This window comes from Marinobacter alkalisoli (genome assembly GCF_045449855.1).
In the GTDB taxonomy this organism is placed as follows: Bacteria; Pseudomonadota; Gammaproteobacteria; order Pseudomonadales; family Oleiphilaceae; genus Marinobacter.
In genome coordinates this window covers 1-17,362 of sequence record NZ_JBJJLC010000052.1, presented here as the reverse complement: position 1 = coordinate 17,362, position 17,362 = coordinate 1, and the positions used below count along the sequence as shown (strand labels likewise).

Below are 17,362 nucleotides of genomic sequence, written 5' to 3'. Positions count from 1 at the left end.
CAAAGGCGTAATCCGACACGACTCGGTTTCTCATCAATGCCGGAAATGACGCATGCCGGTGAACACCATGGCAATGCCGTGTTCGTTGGCGGCGTCGATCACTTCCTGGTCGCGCATGGAACCACCCGGTTGGATCACGGCGGTGATGCCAGCTTGTGCGGCGGCGTCGATGCCATCCCGGAACGGGAAGAAGGCATCGGAAGCCATAACCGAACCCTTCACTTCCAGGTTTTCATCAGCGGCCTTGATGCCGGCAATTTTCGCGCTGTAAACCCGGCTCATCTGGCCGGCGCCGACGCCGATGGTGCGTCCGGCCTTGGCGTAAACGATGGCGTTGGATTTCACGTACTTGGCCACCTCCCAGGCGAACAACAGGTCATTCAGTTCCTGCTCGGACGGCTGGCGCTCGGTGACCACCTTGACGTCTTCCATGGCCACCATGCCCAGGTCACGGTCCTGCACCAGCAGGCCTCCGGTAACGCGCTTGTAGTCCAGCGATCTGGCGCGTTCACCAGTAATTTCACCACAGGCCAGAAGGCGCACGTTTTTCTTCGCAGCGACCAGTTCCACCGCCTCTGCGGCAATGGTCGGGGCAATGATGACTTCCACGAACTGGCGGTCAATGATGGCCCTGGCGGTATCCGCATCCAGTTCACGGTTGAACGCGATAATGCCGCCAAATGCGGATGTCGGATCGGTGGCAAACGCCAGGTCATAGGCCTGGCGAATGTCGGCGCCAATGGCCACGCCACAGGGGTTGGCGTGTTTGACGATAACGCAGGCCGGGTCAGCGAAGGGTTTCACGCACTCAAGCGCGGCATCGGTATCCGCCACGTTGTTGTAAGACAGTTCCTTGCCCTGCAGCTGTTTGGCGGTGGCGACGCAGGCTTCCCTCGGGTTGCGCTCGGCGTAGAAGGCGGCGCGCTGGTGGGGGTTTTCCCCATAACGCATATCCTGGACCTTGACGAACTGCGCGTTGAAGGTGCGGGGGAAATCGGCACTGTCGTTGTCCGGGGTGCGGCCGCCCAGATAGTTGGCGATGGCGCCGTCGTAGCCGGCGGTGTGCTCGAAGGCTTTGACCGCCAGATCAAAACGCGTGTTGTAGGTCAACTGGCCGTCGTTCTCTTCCAGTTCCTCCAGCACCCGGCTGTAATCGGAGGCATTCACCACGATGGCGACATCGTTGTGGTTCTTGGCGGCGGCGCGCACCATGGTCGGACCACCGATGTCGATGTTCTCGATGGCGGTGGGCAGGTCGCAGTCGGGGTTGGCGACAGTGTCTTCGAAGGGGTAGAGGTTAACCACCACCATGTCGATGGGGTTGATGTTGTGCTCTCCCATCACGCTGTCATCGGTGCCGCGCCGGCCCAGGATGCCGCCATGGATTTTCGGATGCAGGGTTTTCACCCGGCCGTCCATCATTTCCGGGAAGCCGGTGTAATCGGACACCTCAGTGACCGGGATGTTGTTTTCCTTCAGAAGGCGAAACGTGCCTCCGGTGGAGAGCAGTTCGATACCGCGCTCGGTCAGGGCACGGCCGAAATCGACGATGCCGGATTTGTCACTGACGCTGATCAGCGCACGACGGACGGGGGTGTTAGCCTTGTTTGCCATGGGTCGGTCACATTCTTTGCTGGAGATGAACGAATGAGGGCCTCGCGAATGGTGTCCGGGAGGCCCTCGTTTCAATCGGGTGTCTGGATTATAGCAGACCGTATTGCTTCAGCTTCTTGCGCAGGGTGCCGCGGTTCAGGCCAAGCATGGTAGACGCCTTGGTCTGGTTGTTGCGGGTGTATTTCATCACCTGCTCCAACAGGGGCGCCTCCACTTCGGACAGCACCAGTTGGTACACTTCCGTGACCGGTGCTCCGTCCAGCTGGGCGAAGTAGTTCTTCAGGGCAACTTCGACGCTGTCACGCAGGGTGACGCTGTTGCCGCTGCTGTTCACCGTCTGCAACTGATGAATGTCATCGTTGGCCGATGTGCTCAGGTTGTCGTTTGCCAAAGTCTCAGCGGTCATGCTGCGAATACCTCTCCATTTCGTAAGCCTGCAAAGTACTGTTGAATACTGTCTCTTTGCTCCCCCGCCTCGTCCAGGGCGTTGAAGCGTTTGCGGAACTGTTTACTCTCGTCGTGGGACTGCAGATACCAGCCCACGTGTTTTCTGGCAATGCGCACGCCCATGAACTCACCGTAAAACTGGTGCAGGGCATCCAGGTGCTGCGTCAGGATCTGTTCCACCTCAGCCAGCGGAGGGGCCTGCAGGTGTTTTCCGGTCTCCAGGAAATGCAGGATTTCCCGGAAGATCCAGGGCCGGCCCTGAGCTGCCCGGCCAATCAACAGACCGTCGGCGCCGGTGTGCTGGAGTACCTGTTTCGCCTTCTCCGGGGAGGTGACATCACCGTTGGCAAACACCGGTATGCTGACGCGGGATTTTACGTCCGCAATGGTGTCGTACTCGGCGTCGCCCTTGTAGGCATCCTTCCGGGTGCGGCCGTGAACCGCCAGCGCCTGAATGCCTGCATCTTCTGCCATGCGTGCGATCAAAGGCGCGTTGCGGTGTTCCCGGTCCCAGCCGGTCCTCATTTTCAGGGTGACCGGGATATCCACTGCGGCAACGACGGCCTCCAGTATCTCCCTGACCAGACTTTCGTCCTTCATCAGCGCGGAACCGGCGGCCTTGTTACAGACTTTCTTGGCCGGGCAACCCATGTTGATATCGATGATCTGGGCGCCGTACTCGGCATTCAGTTTCGCGGCGTGGGCCAACATCTCGGGATCGCCGCCGGCAATCTGGACCGATCTTGGTTCCGGTTCGCCCGCATGGTCCATGCGGGTCCTGGATTTACGCGTGTGCCAGAGCTTGCTGTCCGCTATGACCATTTCCGATACGGCCAGCCCGGCTCCCATGTTCCGGCACAGCAGGCGGAACGGGCGATCCGTCACACCTGCCATGGGTGCGACAATCAGCGGGTTGGGCAACGTGTACGGCCCGATTTTTGCCGTTGGCAGCATGATCTGAGTCCGTGTCACAGCGGATTTAGCAAGGCTCGGAGTAGAACGGTTGCTCAATAAGTAACCGATCCTGATCCGAAGGGCGGTAATGATACCGCCGGGACGCCAGCGATTGAAGGGGCAAAGCAGTGAAAAAATTGATTATTTTTCGTTCTTTCTGGTTGACTTTTAGTCTGTTCGGTGGCGTTCGGCTGTCTTTGGCAAGTAAAGACTCGCTTACGGGCTGTATGCCTGAAAGGCGATGTTGTAGTTCACCGCGTCCCGGCCCGGGTCACGGATGCTGATAGCGATACGCACCGGTGTGTCCGTTGGCATGGCTGATAACTCACGGCCTTCGCCGGCAATGTATTCGTCGGGGGTGAAGACGCTCTGGGCAACTACATCACCGTTCAGGTTGGAGAAGGTCAGGGCGATCGCGGGGAAAGGCTGGGCAAACGTTGCCCGGTTGATGATCACCGCCTCCACCAGCAACTGGCTGCGGTTGTCCGGATCGGTCCGCACCACCAGTTTGCGGCTCTGGATGGAGTCCACATCGATCAGCGGCTTGAGTTCGCAACCGGCCAGTTCGCAGCCTTGCTCGTAAAACGGCCGTAATTCCGGAATGGATGACAGCCGGTCAAACTGGAACCAGGTGACCTGGGCAACCAGTACGCCAATCAGTGCCAGTACAACCAGGCTCCAGATTACGGTTCGCACTCGCCCTCCCGAGCCGCCGCGCACCGATACCGGTTCCCGCCGCAGGTCGCTGTAGGGCAGGTAAGCGGTCATGGGCTCGTCACGAGCCGTCTCGTCTTCCTCGGGCAGATTGCGAGGCGCCGGTTGAACATGATCATCGGTAGGCTCAAGCCCTAACGGGCTGTCCGTGGCGGCCGAAACCTTGTCGGACGTTCCCTCGTCGTCCCGGGGCGGGATCACCGCTTCCGGCTTGACCGATGGTTCGATGGCCGGGCGTGGCTCGGGCTCAGGCTCATTCGGAGGTGTGGATTCACGGGTGGCTGACAGGCCGCTGTGGTCGTTGCCAATGTCGTCATCAGCCAGCATTGCCTCGGCCCAGCTTTCATCAATGTCCTTGCTGTCGTCTTCGTCCCGGTCGTCGAATTCCGATCCGGATTCTTCGTCAATAGACCGGAAGCTGTCACTCAGCTCCTCCTCGGAAAAGGTCATCCGGGAGCCCGCATACCGACCCTCGGCTGCATCTTCCTCGGGGTTGTCGGCGAATACGAAATCATCGTCAGCCGAGAAACCGCTGGCGGGTTCATCCGATTCAGGGGACGGAGAGGGAGGTTGTGCAGGGGAGGGGTGTGACGACCCGGCGGAAGCTGAGGGTCCGACCTGGTGATCCACGGCATTGAAGACTTCCATGCAGTTCCCGCAGCGCACTTTGCCTTTGGCAATACTGAGTTGCTCATCCGTTACCCGGAACCGGGTATCGCAATTGGGGCATCGTGTCTGCAGGCTGCTTTGGGTCATGCTTCGTTCCTGTAAGCGACTTCGCTACGAGTCACGGAGTTTAGTTGTTCGCAGTGGATTCGTCACCTGTCGATGCGTCGTCCTGTGAGCCGTATCCACTCTTCCTGTTGTTCCGGTTCATCCATCACAAACCAGGGTTCATACGCCGCCATGACCTCGCGGGCCTGGTTGGACAGAATGCCGGACAGCACCAGGTCGCCGCCGGGCTTGACCAGGGCGGCCAGATGCGGGGCAAGCCCGATCAGGGGCTGGGCCAGGATGTTGGCCAGCATGATATCCGCTTTGGTATCGGGTTCATGCTCGGGCAGATACAGGTCCAGATGGCTGTTTTCGACGCCGTTGCGCTGGGCGTTGTCGCGGCTGGCTTCCAGCGCCTGTGGGTCGGTGTCCACCCCGATGACGTGATCGGCGCCCAGCAGCAACGCTGCCAGGCCGAGAATGCCGGAGCCGCAACCGTAATCGATCACCTGTTTGCCCTGCACGTCCTGGCCGTCCAGCCACTGCAGGCACAGCGCGGTGGTGGGGTGGGTGCCGGTACCAAAGGCCAGACCGGGGTCAAGCATCAGGTTGGCGGCGTCGGGATCGGGGGCGTCATGCCAGCTGGGGACAATCCACAGCCGTTCGCCGAACTGCAAAGGCTGGAAGTCATCCATCCACGCCCGTTCCCAGTCCTTGTCTTCCACCAGCGTTACCGCAATCTCCGGCAGGGATTGTTGGGTCTGTTGGTGCCAGGCATCGCTGACAGCGGCGCACAGCTGGTCGATGTCCCGTTCGGAATCGAATAGGCCGGTGACGCTGGTCTGGTGCCAAAGTGGGGTGGTGCCGGGGTCGGGCTCGTATAGCGGTTGGTCGGCCGCATCTTCCATGGAGACGGCTTCAGCACCCATCTCCATGAGCAGATCTTCCAGCTGATCCGCGTTGTCCGGATCAGCCGGGATCTGTAGTTGTATCCAGGGCATATTTGCTTCAATCCCGCATCAGTTTTTCCAGGTAATGGATGGTGAAGTCTACCTGTTTAAAGCCACCATCGCGTACCAGTTTTCGATGCAGGGGTTGATTGGTCTTGATGCCTTCGACAACCAGTTCGTCCAGAGCGTTCTTCATGCGCCGGCGCGCGATCTCGCGGTCATCGCCCCAGGTGATCAGCTTGGCCACCAGGGAGTCGTAGTACGGGGGTACCGTATAGCCGCTGTACAGATGCGAGTCGACCCGGATACCGTTACCGCCAGGGGCATGGAAGTGTTTGACCTTGCCCGGGCTGGGTACGAACGTCTTGGGATCTTCGGCGTTGATCCGGCATTCCAGGGCGTGGCCGGAAATGCGGATATCGTCCTGGGTATATTGCAGGGGCAAGCCACTTGCCACGCGGAGCTGTTCGCGCACAATGTCCACGCCGGTGACCATTTCGGACACTGGATGCTCCACCTGTACCCGCGTGTTCATCTCGATGAAATAGAACTCGCCGTCCTGGTACAGGAACTCGAACGTACCGGCACCCACATAGCCGATTTCCTTACAGGCGTCGACGCAGGCCTTGAGGGTGCGCTCGCGGGCTTCCGGATTGATGTTCGGAGCCGGCGCCTCTTCAATCACCTTCTGGTTGCGGCGTTGCATCGAGCAGTCGCGGTCACCCAGGTGGATGCAGTTGCCGTGCATGTCAGCCAGCACCTGAACTTCGACATGCCGTGGATGCTCCAGGAATTTTTCCAGGTAGACCGTCGGGTCGCCAAAGGCATTGCGGGCTTCGCTCTGGGTAATCTGGACGCCCTTGAGCAGTGCCGCTTCCGAATGAACCACCTGCATGCCACGGCCACCGCCACCGGATGCCGCCTTGATCATTACCGGGTAGCCGATCTCACGGGCAATGCGCAAGGTTCGCTCATCGTCGTCAGTCAGCGGACCATCGGAGCCGGGAACGGTGGGAACGCCCGCCCGGATCATGGCATTGATGGCTGAAACCTTGTTACCCATGAGGCGAATGGTTTCCGCTCTCGGGCCGATGAAGCGGAAGCCGCTTTTTTCCACCTGCTCGGCGAAATCAGCATTCTCGGCAAGAAAACCATAGCCGGGATGAATGCCCACGGAATCCGTCACTTCCGCCGCACTGATGATAGTGGGGATGTTCAGATAGCTGTCCGCTGCGCTGTTCGGGCCGATACATACGGATTCATCCGCAAGGCGCACGTGCATCAGGTCACGGTCGACCTGTGAGTGGATGGCGACGGTCTTGATGCCCAACTCTTTACAGGCGCGCAGGATGCGGAGCGCGATCTCTCCCCGGTTTGCGATCAGAACTTTTTCTAACATAGCCATGATATGCAATCACCGAGTTCAGGAAATGACGACCAGAGGCTGGTCGAACTCTACCGGCTGACCATTCTCCACCAGGATTTCAGTGACGGTGCCGCTCTTGTCTGATTCGATCTGGTTCATCATCTTCATGGCCTCTACGATGCAGACCACTTCACCGGCTTTGACCTGCTGGCCCACTTCCACGAAAGCCTTGGCCGTCGGTGACGGTGAGCGGTAGAAGGTGCCAACCATGGGCGACTTGACAGCATGACCGGACGGCGCTGCCGGAGCCGCGCTCTCGCTGGCGGCAGGCGCTGGGTTTTCCGCTGCCGGAGCCGGCTGCGGTGCAGGTGCTGGCGCCGGGTAGTGGGTCATGTACTGTGTGGTGGCAGCATGCTCACCGCGACGGGAGATGCGAACGGAGTCATCACCTTCGTGAATCTCCAGCTCCTCGACGTCGGATTCCTCCAGGAGCTCAATCAGCTTCTTGATCTTACGAATGTCCATAGTCAGTTAGGTCCCGTATTGTCTGTGGTCTGTCAGTGAATTCGCTGCAGGGCCGCCTGAAGCGCGAGGTCGTACCCCTGGCTGCCCAGCCCGCAGATAACGCCTTCGGCGATATCGGAAAAATAGGAGTGATGGCGGAACGCTTCCCGCGCATGCACATTGGAAAGATGCACCTCGATGAAGGGAATTCCCGATGCCAGCAAGGCGTCCCTCAGGGCCACACTGGTGTGGGTAAACGCCGCCGGGTTAATAATGATGAAATCGACACCTTCATTGCGTGCATCATGGATTCGTTCAATCAGTTCGTACTCCGCGTTGGACTGCAGGTGGAGCAGGTGATGACCCTGTTCTGCTGCCTGTTCGTGAAGCCGGTCGTCAATATCCGACAGGGTTTCACGGCCATATAGCTCCGGTTCCCGAGTACCCAGCATATTCAGGTTAGGGCCATGGAGTACGAGTATAGTCGACATGATGATACGTGCCTTGTTTCCATTATTTTCCACAGGATCGCCGAAAATGGCGTCATTTTCCAATCATGGTGCGTTCTCATGGCTTTCGGATCAATACATTTCGACGTTCCGGATGTGATAGCGGGAAGTCTCACATTGCGAATCATTGTCGGAGGGTGCCGGCCAGACGTCCATAAGACGTTTGTTTCATTTCCAACGGTTTGGCAGTCCTTTTAGACCATCGTCTAACAGGTTCGGTATACGACTGAAGTGGTGGGGTCCGGTGAGATGCTGTTGAGCCGCTGAATCAGACGGCGGTGTACCTGACGCTGGAGCGGGACTGACCAGGCGTCAGTCCGTTGCCGCCGTCACGCAGTTCCTGCCAAGCTCCTTGGATCGATACAGCGCCCGGTCAGCGCGCTCACACAGTGCCTGGGAGGTTTCGCCCTTCCAGGCAGCGATGCCGCAGCTGAAGGTGACATTGAACTCCTGGCCGCCTGCGGGCTGGACCAGTTCGGAGAAGCGTTCGCGGATCTCGTTCAGGACGTTGCGGGCGTCGCTTTCACGGGTATCGGGCAGGATGATCGCGAACTCCTCACCCCCATAGCGGCCGATGTGATCGGTTTTTCGCAGCCGCTGTTTCAGGAACATGGACAGGCTCCGTAGAACACGATCACCGATGGGGTGGCCAAAGGTATCGTTCACCTTCTTGAAGTAGTCAATGTCGAGCATGGCAAAGCACAGAGGCTGGTCCTTCTGTTTTGCCCGCACGATCTCCTGGTCCAGCAGGTGCAGGGTGTGGGTGTGGTTGTAGAGACCGGTCAGGCTGTCGCGAATCATCAGTGCCAGCAATGAGCGGGCGCGCCGGCCCCGGTTGTGGATGGTGGCGATCAGATGCTTGGGATCAATGGGCTTGGTGAGGAAGTCGTCGCCCCCCAGACTCATGGCATGCAGCTGCTTGGAGACATCCTCCTCGGCCGACAGGTAGATAATGGGGACGCTGTGCAGTTTGTCCTGCTGGCGGATCACCCGGGCGATTTCCATGCCGGTGCATCCAGGCATGTACATGTCGAGAATGATGATTTCTGGAGAGAATTCTTCCAGGGCGTGAATGATCTGCATCGGATCGGTAATGATGTGGGCGATCATTCCCGCCTTTTTCAGGACGGTTTCCATGAACTTGGCCTGAGCGCGGGAATCATCCAGCACCAGCACCCGGTAGGGCTCCACCGTGTTGCCATGGGTGTAGCTTTCGATCTTCTCGATCAGCTGGCCCGGATCAACGGCCGGGTAGAAGAATTCCTCACCCCCGCAACGGGACGCCCGCAGGCGGGTTTCAATCGTGCCATCCTCATGACTCATGAAGATGATGGGAATGGGGGTGTCGTGCCGGTCCTGCAGACGCTCAATGGTGGCTATCCCGGCGTTGGTTTCATGGCCGAAGTTGACGTCCATGAGGATGGTTTCGGGTTTGTGCAGGGCGCAGGCTTCAATCAATTGGTCGGCGCTGCTGAAGGCCGAAGCGCGAAAGCCGAAAAATTCCAGCTGGCGGATCAGGCGACTGGCTATTTCGTCATTGGCAAGGGCAATGTATACCGGGGTCCGGCGGAATTGCTGGGGAGCGTCCGGAGTGTTCTGGTCGGTCCGGCGGAGCGTGTTGCGGGACAGCAATTCGATGGCATCCTGCAGTTGTCGCTCCAGAGCTTCCGGGAGGTTCTCGCCAGCGGGCCAGTCCGCAAGGAGTGCCAGTACCTTGTTGCCGGCATCGGCATGGCCGGTCATTTCAAAACGCTGGGCATAGCGAACCAGCTTGTCCGTGGCGATGGCGAAATCGTCGCGAAACGGCGCGGATTGCTGGTTTGTGCCATGAATTTTCTGCCAGGTGTCGAGCACAACCCTGGCCTGTGTCGTCACACGGCGGGCAAAGTGCTGTCTGAGTTTCTCTTTCTGGCTTTCGTCGTTCATTGTACTCCGGCCTGTCTTTTTCTCGTTATCGGGGGTCCGTCTCCGGGACACTGGTCCTGTTCAGAGTCTATAGTGTTTAATGTTGTCGGCGTAGGTCATGCATTGTAAATGTTTGTCAACTCTGCGGGGCAGGTCACATCAGCACCCCCGGCAGGGCCACATTTTTCAGGGCCGGAAAGGCTCCGGAGGCAGCCAGTGATGGCACGGATGCAGTCTCTAACTTTGCCGAGTCACCAGAGGGGGCTGATTTCCCTTCGCTCCCTGGTGTTGCTCTATACCGGCAGCCTGTTGTTGCTGATCCTGCTTGCCAGTCTGGCCTTCAGTGTTGATCGTTTCAGGGATTATGTATCGGACCAGCTCGAAGGCCATGCCCGCGACGGCGCAACCGCAGTGGGGTTGTCGCTCTCGAACGCCATTGATGGCCGTGACCCGGTGGCCGCGGCATCATTGATTGATTCGGTGTTCGACAGCGGCCGCTACCTGTCGGTGGTGTACATGGACCACGAGGGCGACTGGGTGGCGGGGCGGCAGGCAACGCTGTCAGGCGCTGGTGTGCCGTCCTGGTTTGTGGCCCTGGCGGATTTGCCGTTGCCCGTGGGAAGGGCGGAAGTGGTTCGGGGGTGGTCCCGCCTGGGGCATGTGGAAGTCGTGAGTCATCCCGGCCGTGCATACCGCGATCTGTGGCATGTGACCATCGGCATGATTGGCGGCACGATGGTGGTCGGTGGTGTTGGCCTGTTTCTGTTGTTCTGGATAGTTCGAAGAATACTCAAACCACTCAAGGCCCTGGAGAAACAGGCGGAAGCACTGGGCCAGCGGGATTTTCGCAAGCGTGTTGACATCAATTCCACCCGCGACCTGAACCAGGTGACCCGGGCAATGAACCAGATGGCGGACGACCTGGGGTCACTGTTCGAGGGTCAGGCGAAGCTGATCCAGCACCTGCGGCGGGTCAGTAATGAGGATACCGTGACCGGACTGGCCAGTCGCAGTGCGTTCGATCAGCGTCTGAAGGTGGAGGTGGAGTCGGAAGAGCGGGCGGCTCCGGGCGTACTGTTCCTTATCCAGCTGGCTAGTTTTGCGCTGTACAACCAGACCTACGGTCGTGGCGAGGCCGACCGGTTGCTGTTGAGGATTGCCGATGTCATCAACCGGTTTGTCAGGTCCCATACTGGCGCGTTTGCCGGACGCCGTAGCGGCGCCGAGTTTGCGATATTTCTGCCGGGCATTACCCAGGCCGACGGCATTGTCTGGTGTCATCAACTGATTGAAGAGATGGATGGCGTGTACGCCGACCTGGCGGCTCCGGTGGATGTGATGGTTCATGCCGGCGTTGCCCAGGCCCAGGAGGATCGTAACGCGAAAGCGCTGATGGCAGCCGCAGATGAGGCGCTGAGGCAGGCCCAGACCAGTCCCCAGACCGATTGTCAGGCGGCGGACCCCGAGCGCGAAGGCCACCATACCCTGGAAACCTGGCGCGCCATTATCCGTACGGCGATTGATCAGAAGCAACTGTCGCTCTGGTTGCAGCCGATGGTTTTTAACGGTGATGGCCAACTGGTCTACCATCAGGTGTTCTCGCGAATCCGCAGTGGCGGGGAAGAGCTCAAGGCAGGCGTATTTGTGCCCATAGCGGAACGCTTCGGCATGATTGAGGACATCGACCGGCTGGTGGTCCGCGAGGCTCTGGCCATGCTCGGGCGGAAGCCACAGGACTGTCTGGCGCTGACATTGGGCACGTCCTCGGTGGCCAGTGAGTCTTTCCGGGAGGATCTGCTGGAACAACTGGAGGCTGCCGGGGACCGGCGGCAACGGCTCTGGGTTGGTATTTCAGAACAAACCGTGCACCATCACCGGACGGCGGTCGGCTTGCTGGTGCGGGCGCTGAACCGGCTCAATGTGGCGGTGCTGGTAGATCGCTTCGGGGTCGGCGGTGTGCCTTTCAGTTACCTCAGAAATCTGAGGTTTCAGGGGCTTCGTATTGATAACAGCTTTATCCATGGTATCGACAGCCATGAAGAAAACCGGTTCTACCTGGAGTCCGTGGTGGCCATTGCCCATAGTCGGGGGGTCAAGGTGTTCGCGACCGGGGTGGAAACCGCCGCAGAATACGAGGTGTTGCACAAGTTGGGAGTGGACGGTGCGATGGGATACCATTTGGGCCGACCGTTTGAGGCAGATAACGATAAATGACCGGGGGTTAATTAACCGATGCCAGGCAGGATCAGACAATATTTCAGGGATCGTAAGGACGATGTGCAGGATTACGCCGGTGGCAGTGGCGTGATTGGTAAATTCATCCTCATTGTACTGGGTGTGTATCTGCTGGTAGCGGTGATACTGGGCATGTTCTGGAGCAGTGAGCCGGACACCTACTCGGTGCGGGAGCATACCCGTACCGTTGCGTCTGAAATGGACCGGGAACCGGTTGCAGGGTTTGCCACCACCGTGACCATGATCCGAGTCGCCGAAACGCTGCTGGACAAGCCTGGCGGCTACATTTCCAATGACATTTTCCCGCCCGGGCTGTGGATGGACAATATGCCCAGTTGGGAGTATGGCGTGCTGGTGCAGTTACGCGACCTGTCCCGGGCAATGCGCAAGGACATCAGCCGTTCCCAGAGTCAGTCGGCGGAAGACCCCGACCTGATCGTGGCGGAACCCCAGTTTCACTTTGACAGCGGCAGCTGGGCCATACCGTCCACGGAAGCGGAATATCGTCGCGGGATCGAGGCGTTGTATCGCTACCTGGACAGGCTGTCGCGTCCGGATCAGCCGTCAGCGCAGTTTTTTGCCCGCGCGGACAACCTGAATAACTGGCTGGCGGATCTCGAAACCCGCCTCGGCAGCCTTTCCCGTACCCTGGGTGAGAGTGTGGGCAAGGCATCCGTGTCCGAAGCGGTTGCCACCATCAATCCCGATGATCCACTGGCGGAGGAGGCCACGGGGGAAGAGGTCAAGACCTCCTGGACCCAGATAGACGACGTGTTCTATGAAGCTCGCGGCAGCTCCTGGGCCCTGCTGCACATCTTCAAGGCTGTCGAGGTCGACTTCCGCAAAGTGTTGACCGACAAGAATGCCATGGCCAGCGTGAAGCAGATCATCATCGAGCTGGAAGGCGCCCAGGGCGCCATGTGGAGCCCGGTGATCCTGAATGGCAGTGGCTTTGGCGTATTGGCGAACCATTCGCTGACCATGGCGGCCTACCTGTCCCGGGCAAGTGCGGCGATCAGTGATATGCGCGATTTGCTGTCCCGTGGCTGATGCCAGAATCACCGGCAGTCGTCGGTGATCCGGACATAAAAAAACCGGGCTGTCATGGCCCGGTTTTTTTATGGGAGTGTGGTGCTCAGCCCTTGTAGGCATTCACCGACTCGACGATGGCCTTCCTGGCTTCCTCGGCATTGCCCCAGCCCTGCACCTTGACCCACTTGCCCGGCTCCAGGGTTTTGTAGTTCTCGAAGAAGTGCTGGATCTGGTCCCGCAGCAACTGGGGCAGGTCTTCGACGTCCTGCACGTTCTTGTAGGAGGTGGTCAGTTTGTCGTGGGGAACCGCAACCAGCTTGGCATCACCGCCGGCCTCGTCTTCCATGTTCAATACGCCAACCGGACGGCAGCGGATAACAGAACCTGCCTGCACCGGGTACGGGGTGACAACCAGTACATCAATGGGGTCGCCGTCGTCGGCCAGGGTGTGGGGAATGAAGCCATAGTTGGCCGGGTAAAACATGGGGGTGGCCATGAACCGGTCAACCAGCAGCGCGCCCATGTCCTTGTCCAGCTCGTATTTGACCGGCGAGCTGTTTGACGGGATTTCAATGGCGACGTAGATGTCTTCTGGCGGGTTCTTGCCTGCCGGGATGTTGTCAAAGTTCATGAGCAATCCTTCCTGAGGTACGTTTAACTGCGCTTAAAAAGTGGGCGCAATTATACGGGACTCTGTTGTGGATCGAAACTAAACGTTGGTCTCTCTTCAGAGTTGCATCTGCTTGGCGATCAGTTCCTTCATGATCTCGTCGGTACCGCCACCAATGGACAGGATCTTGGCATCCCGGTACAGACGCTCAACCACCGACTCCCGCATATAACCCATGCCGCCATGAATCTGGACGGCTTCCCGGGTGACTTTTTCACACACCTCCACTGCAAAGTTTTTCGCCATGGCGACCTGTTTGACGGGATTCTTGCCAGCCTGCATCAGGGCGGCACAACGGTAGGTGTACTCCTTGGCGATATCCACCTGGGTGGCCATGTCCACCAGCTTGTGGCGGGTTACCTGGAAGCCGCCAATGGCGCGGCCAAAGGCCTGGCGCTGTCTGGCGTAGGCCATCGACGCTTCCAGAGCAATCTCGGCCGTGGTGTAAGCCATGATGGACAGCATCAGGCGTTCGGCCAGGAAGTTGCTCATGATTGCGATAAAACCGGCATTCTCGGCGCCGATCAAGCGGTTGGCGGGAACCCGGCAATCCTCGAAGAACAGTTCTGCTGTGTCGCTGGCCCACCAGCCCATTTTCCGGAGCTTCTTGCCGGTAGAGAAGCCCGGCATATCGCGGTCGATCAGTAGCAGGCTGATGCCGCCATGGCCTTCGCCCCCGGTGCGAACGGCAACGGTGTAGTGATCCGCGCGCATGCCGCTGGTGATGAAGGTCTTGCTGCCATTGACGACGTAATGGTCACCATCACGGACGGCTCGGGTCTTGAGGTTGGCGACGTCGGAGCCACCGCCGGGCTCGGTGACGGCGAGGGCGGCAATTTTTTCGCCGCGCAGTACCGGCGGCACAATCTGCTCGCGCACCTCGGGCTTCGCCCACCTGGCGACTGGTGGCAGGCCAATGTCCAGCGAGCCGAGGCTGGCTACCAGGCCGCCAGAGGTGGAGCGCATCAGCTCCTCGGAGACGGCAACTTTCAGGAATACATCGCCCTCTCCGGTGCCCCCGAGAGCTTCGGGAAATCCAATGCCGAGCAACCCGGCGTCGCCGGCCTTCCTGTAGAGATCGCGGGGAAATTCACCAGCTTCTTCCCAGTCGTCAATGTGGGGAAGGACGTGGGTGGCAACAAAATTGCGGGCGCTCAGGCGGGCCTGTTCGTGGATATCGTTAAAGTAATCGGACACGGCAAATCTCCCAGTGATCGGAAACCATGGGAGGCAGTGTCGCTCAATTGCAGAGACCAAGCAAGCGCTTGGTCAGGGTCGGGGCTGGCTGGCCTGAAATGCCAGAAAGCCCCGGTGCGGCGGTTTCAGGCGCCCTGGCGGGGAATACTTTTCACGCCTTCGCTGGTGCCCAGCAACAGCAGATCCGCCGGGCGGCGGGCAAACAGCCCGTTGGTGACGACACCGACAATCTGGTTGAGCTTTTCCTCTACCTGGATAGGGCGGGAAATGTCCATGTGATGGATATCCAGGATGATGTTGCCGTTATCGGTGGTGAAACCGTCCCGGTAGACGGGATCACCGCCGAGCCGGACAATTTCGCGGCCGACATGGCTGCGGGCCATGGGGATGACTTCCACCGGCAGGGGGAAATCCCCGAGAATGCCGACCTGTTTGGACTCATCGGCAATGCAGATGAAGGTTTTGGCGACCGCTGCAACGATCTTTTCCCGGGTCAGCGCGCCACCGCCACCCTTGATCAGTTCAAGGCGCTCGTTGGTCTCGTCGGCGCCGTCCACATAGAACTCCAGTTCACCGACGCTGTTCAGGTCATACACGGGAATACCGTGGCTTTTCAGCCGCTCAGCGGTGGCGTCGGAGCTGGCCACGGCACCGTCGAATTCATTGCGGATGTCCGCCAGCAGGTCGATAAAGAAGTTGGCGGTGCTGCCTGTGCCCACGCCAATAATGCTGTTGCGCTCCAGGCGGGGCGCAATGTAATCCAGTGCAGCCTTGGCAACGGCTTTTTTCAGTTCGTCCTGGTTCATGGGGGAACTCCGGTTGGGGAAGTGAACAGGTTTGGCGCTATTATAGCCTTTCTGGCGTCACCGCTTATAGACGGAGGGCGGCCAAAGTTTCTACACTGTGCGTTTTTCCCACGAATCTCCTTAACTTCCGGACGGACCCATGCCGCAACGCTATATCAAGAAAATCCTCGATGCCCGGGTGTACGATGTGGCCATCGAGACACCGCTGACGGAGGCACGCAGTCTCTCCAAGCGTTTGAATAATCATATTTATCTCAAGCGTGAAGATCTCCAGCCGGTGTTTTCCTTCAAGATTCGCGGCGCGTATAACCGGATTGCCCAGCTCTCGGAGGAGCAGAAAGCAAAAGGGGTGATCTGTGCCTCCGCCGGCAACCACGCCCAGGGTGTGGCGCTGGCGGCGAAGAATCTGGGCATCAAGGCGGTCATTGTCATGCCCCAGACCACCCCGGACATCAAGGTACGCTCGGTGCGGGACCATGGCGCAAAGGTCGTGCTCAAGGGCGATGCCTTTGACGAAGCCGCCGCCCATGCCCAGGAACTGATCAAAAAGCATGGTTACACCTATATCCCTCCCTTTGACGATCCGGACGTCATTGCCGGCCAGGGCACGGTGGCCATGGAGCTGATGTGGCAGTTCACCAAACCCCTGCATGCGGTCTTTATCTGCGTCGGCGGCGGTGGCCTGATTGCCGGTATGGCGGCGTACATCAAGTACCTGCGCCCGGAGATCAAGGTGATCGGTGTGGAGCCGGAGGATTCCAACTGCCTGCAGGCGGCCTTGAAGGCCGGTGAACGGGTGGTGCTGGATGAAGTGGGCATCTTTGCCGACGGGGTCGCGGTCAAACAGATCGGCGAGCATCCGTGGGAAATCTGCAAGGATTACGTCGACGAGGTGATCACCGTCTCCACCGACGAGATCTGTGCGGCCATCAAGGATATCTTCGAAGACACCCGCTCTATCGCCGAACCGGCTGGCGCCCTCGGCGTGGCTGGCGTTAAGAAGTACATCGAGCGCGAGAAGATCGAAGGGGAAAATCTGGCGGCCACCCTGAGTGGCGCCAATATGAACTTCGACCGCTTGCGCTATGTCTCCGAGCGCACGGAAATCGGCGAAAAGCGTGAAGCGATCCTGGCGGTCACCATTCCCGAGAAGCCGGGTGCCTTCAAGACCTTCATTAAAGCCCTGCACAAGCGCAGCATCACGGAGTTCAACTACCGCTACGCTGACAGCAAGAAGGCCACCATTTTCGTGGGTATCCAGATCCAGGCCGGCGGCCTCGGCCGCGATGAACTGGTGCAGGACCTGAGGGAGTCGGGCTATTCCGTAGTGGACCTGACCGACAGCGAATTCGCCAAGCAGCACATTCGCCACATGGTCGGCGGGCACGCACCGTCGGTGACCAATGAGAAGGTCTACCAGTTCGAGTTCCCGGAGCGCCCGGGCGCGCTGCTGAAGTTCCTGATGTCACTGGGCACGCGCTGGAACATCTCGCTGTTCCACTACCGCAACCACGGCGCGGCCTACAGTCGTGTACTGCTGGGTGCCCAGGTGGACGATGAGGATCTGGCGGCCTTCGAGGAAATGCTGGACAAAGTCGGCTTCCGTTACGAGGACATGACCGATAACGAAGCTTACCAGCTGTTTCTGGGGGCTGGGAACGGTCAGGCCTGATAGTTGGGAGTGGGAACCGGGCCGTGGGTGGGACTTCCGAAACACGCTCAAGCACGTCCATGTGACGCTTGGG

At 59.3% G+C, this 17,362-nt stretch carries 15 protein-coding genes; 3 read left to right on the top strand and 12 right to left on the bottom strand.

All coding sequences use genetic code 11. The annotated features are described in order from the left end of the window. Window positions 1–33: 33 nt before the first annotated feature. From purH to ACJO5Y_RS18305, 9 genes are all read right to left on the bottom strand, one after another. A complete protein-coding gene (gene purH, locus ACJO5Y_RS18345) occupies window positions 34–1,614 on the bottom strand; it encodes a bifunctional phosphoribosylaminoimidazolecarboxamide formyltransferase/IMP cyclohydrolase (protein ID WP_406989242.1) in 1,581 nt (526 codons plus the stop codon). Window positions 1,615–1,702: 88 nt separating this feature from the next. Beyond that, window positions 1,703–2,020 (bottom strand): DNA-binding transcriptional regulator Fis, encoded by a 318-nt coding sequence (gene fis, locus ACJO5Y_RS18340; RefSeq protein WP_297790569.1) that lies wholly within the window; start codon window positions 2,018–2,020, stop codon window positions 1,703–1,705. Beyond that, the gene (dusB, locus tag ACJO5Y_RS18335; RefSeq protein ID WP_406989240.1) at window positions 2,017–3,015 is read right to left on the bottom strand and encodes a tRNA dihydrouridine synthase DusB; all 999 of its coding nucleotides are present in this window, start codon (window positions 3,013–3,015) and stop codon (window positions 2,017–2,019) included. Before dusB ends, fis begins: the two co-directional genes overlap by 4 nt. Before the next feature lie 216 nt (window positions 3,016–3,231). Next, entirely contained in the window at window positions 3,232–4,485 is a 1,254-nt protein-coding gene (locus tag ACJO5Y_RS18330) for a DUF3426 domain-containing protein (RefSeq protein WP_406989238.1), read from the bottom strand. Between the two features lie 62 nt (window positions 4,486–4,547). Next, window positions 4,548–5,444: a 50S ribosomal protein L11 methyltransferase gene (gene prmA, locus ACJO5Y_RS18325; RefSeq protein WP_406989237.1), complete on the bottom strand. Its 897-nt coding sequence runs from the start codon at window positions 5,442–5,444 to the stop codon at window positions 4,548–4,550. A 7-nt stretch (window positions 5,445–5,451) separates the two neighbouring features. Then, window positions 5,452–6,798, bottom strand: coding sequence for an acetyl-CoA carboxylase biotin carboxylase subunit (accC, locus tag ACJO5Y_RS18320; RefSeq protein WP_406989235.1), 1,347 nt, complete (start codon window positions 6,796–6,798; stop codon window positions 5,452–5,454). 18 nt (window positions 6,799–6,816) lie between these two features. After that, a complete protein-coding gene (gene accB, locus ACJO5Y_RS18315) occupies window positions 6,817–7,284 on the bottom strand; it encodes an acetyl-CoA carboxylase biotin carboxyl carrier protein (protein WP_406989233.1) in 468 nt (155 codons plus the stop codon). A gap of 32 nt (window positions 7,285–7,316) precedes the next feature. Next, complete coding sequence (gene aroQ / locus ACJO5Y_RS18310; RefSeq protein ID WP_406989231.1) at window positions 7,317–7,754, bottom strand: type II 3-dehydroquinate dehydratase; 438 nt, start codon at window positions 7,752–7,754, stop codon at window positions 7,317–7,319. 330 nt (window positions 7,755–8,084) lie between these two features. Further along, a complete protein-coding gene (locus ACJO5Y_RS18305) occupies window positions 8,085–9,698 on the bottom strand; it encodes a diguanylate cyclase (RefSeq protein WP_406989229.1) in 1,614 nt (537 codons plus the stop codon). Window positions 9,699–9,896: 198 nt separating this feature from the next. Between ACJO5Y_RS18305 and ACJO5Y_RS18300 the strand changes: the two genes are divergently transcribed. Continuing rightward, on the top strand, window positions 9,897–11,891 hold the full coding sequence (locus ACJO5Y_RS18300; RefSeq protein ID WP_406989228.1) for a bifunctional diguanylate cyclase/phosphodiesterase: 1,995 nt from the start codon (window positions 9,897–9,899) through the stop codon (window positions 11,889–11,891). An 18-nt stretch (window positions 11,892–11,909) separates the two neighbouring features. Beyond that, window positions 11,910–12,962, top strand: a complete 1,053-nt coding sequence (locus tag ACJO5Y_RS18295; protein WP_406989226.1) for a DUF2333 family protein — start codon at window positions 11,910–11,912, stop codon at window positions 12,960–12,962. 85 nt (window positions 12,963–13,047) lie between these two features. Here ACJO5Y_RS18295 and ppa read toward each other — a convergent pair whose 3' ends face one another. The 3 genes from ppa to rpiA all read right to left on the bottom strand — a co-directional run bounded on the left by ppa (window position 13,048) and on the right by rpiA (window position 15,617). Beyond that, window positions 13,048–13,575, bottom strand: coding sequence for an inorganic diphosphatase (gene ppa / locus ACJO5Y_RS18290; protein WP_406989225.1), 528 nt, complete (start codon window positions 13,573–13,575; stop codon window positions 13,048–13,050). Between the two features lie 96 nt (window positions 13,576–13,671). Next, on the bottom strand, window positions 13,672–14,811 hold the full coding sequence (locus ACJO5Y_RS18285; protein WP_406989223.1) for an acyl-CoA dehydrogenase family protein: 1,140 nt from the start codon (window positions 14,809–14,811) through the stop codon (window positions 13,672–13,674). 125 nt (window positions 14,812–14,936) lie between these two features. Beyond that, entirely contained in the window at window positions 14,937–15,617 is a 681-nt protein-coding gene (gene rpiA, locus ACJO5Y_RS18280; RefSeq protein ID WP_406989222.1) for a ribose-5-phosphate isomerase RpiA, read from the bottom strand. A gap of 139 nt (window positions 15,618–15,756) precedes the next feature. Between rpiA and ilvA the strand changes: the two genes are divergently transcribed. Continuing rightward, entirely contained in the window at window positions 15,757–17,289 is a 1,533-nt protein-coding gene (gene ilvA / locus ACJO5Y_RS18275; RefSeq protein ID WP_406989221.1) for a threonine ammonia-lyase, biosynthetic, read from the top strand. Window positions 17,290–17,362 lie beyond the last annotated feature (73 nt).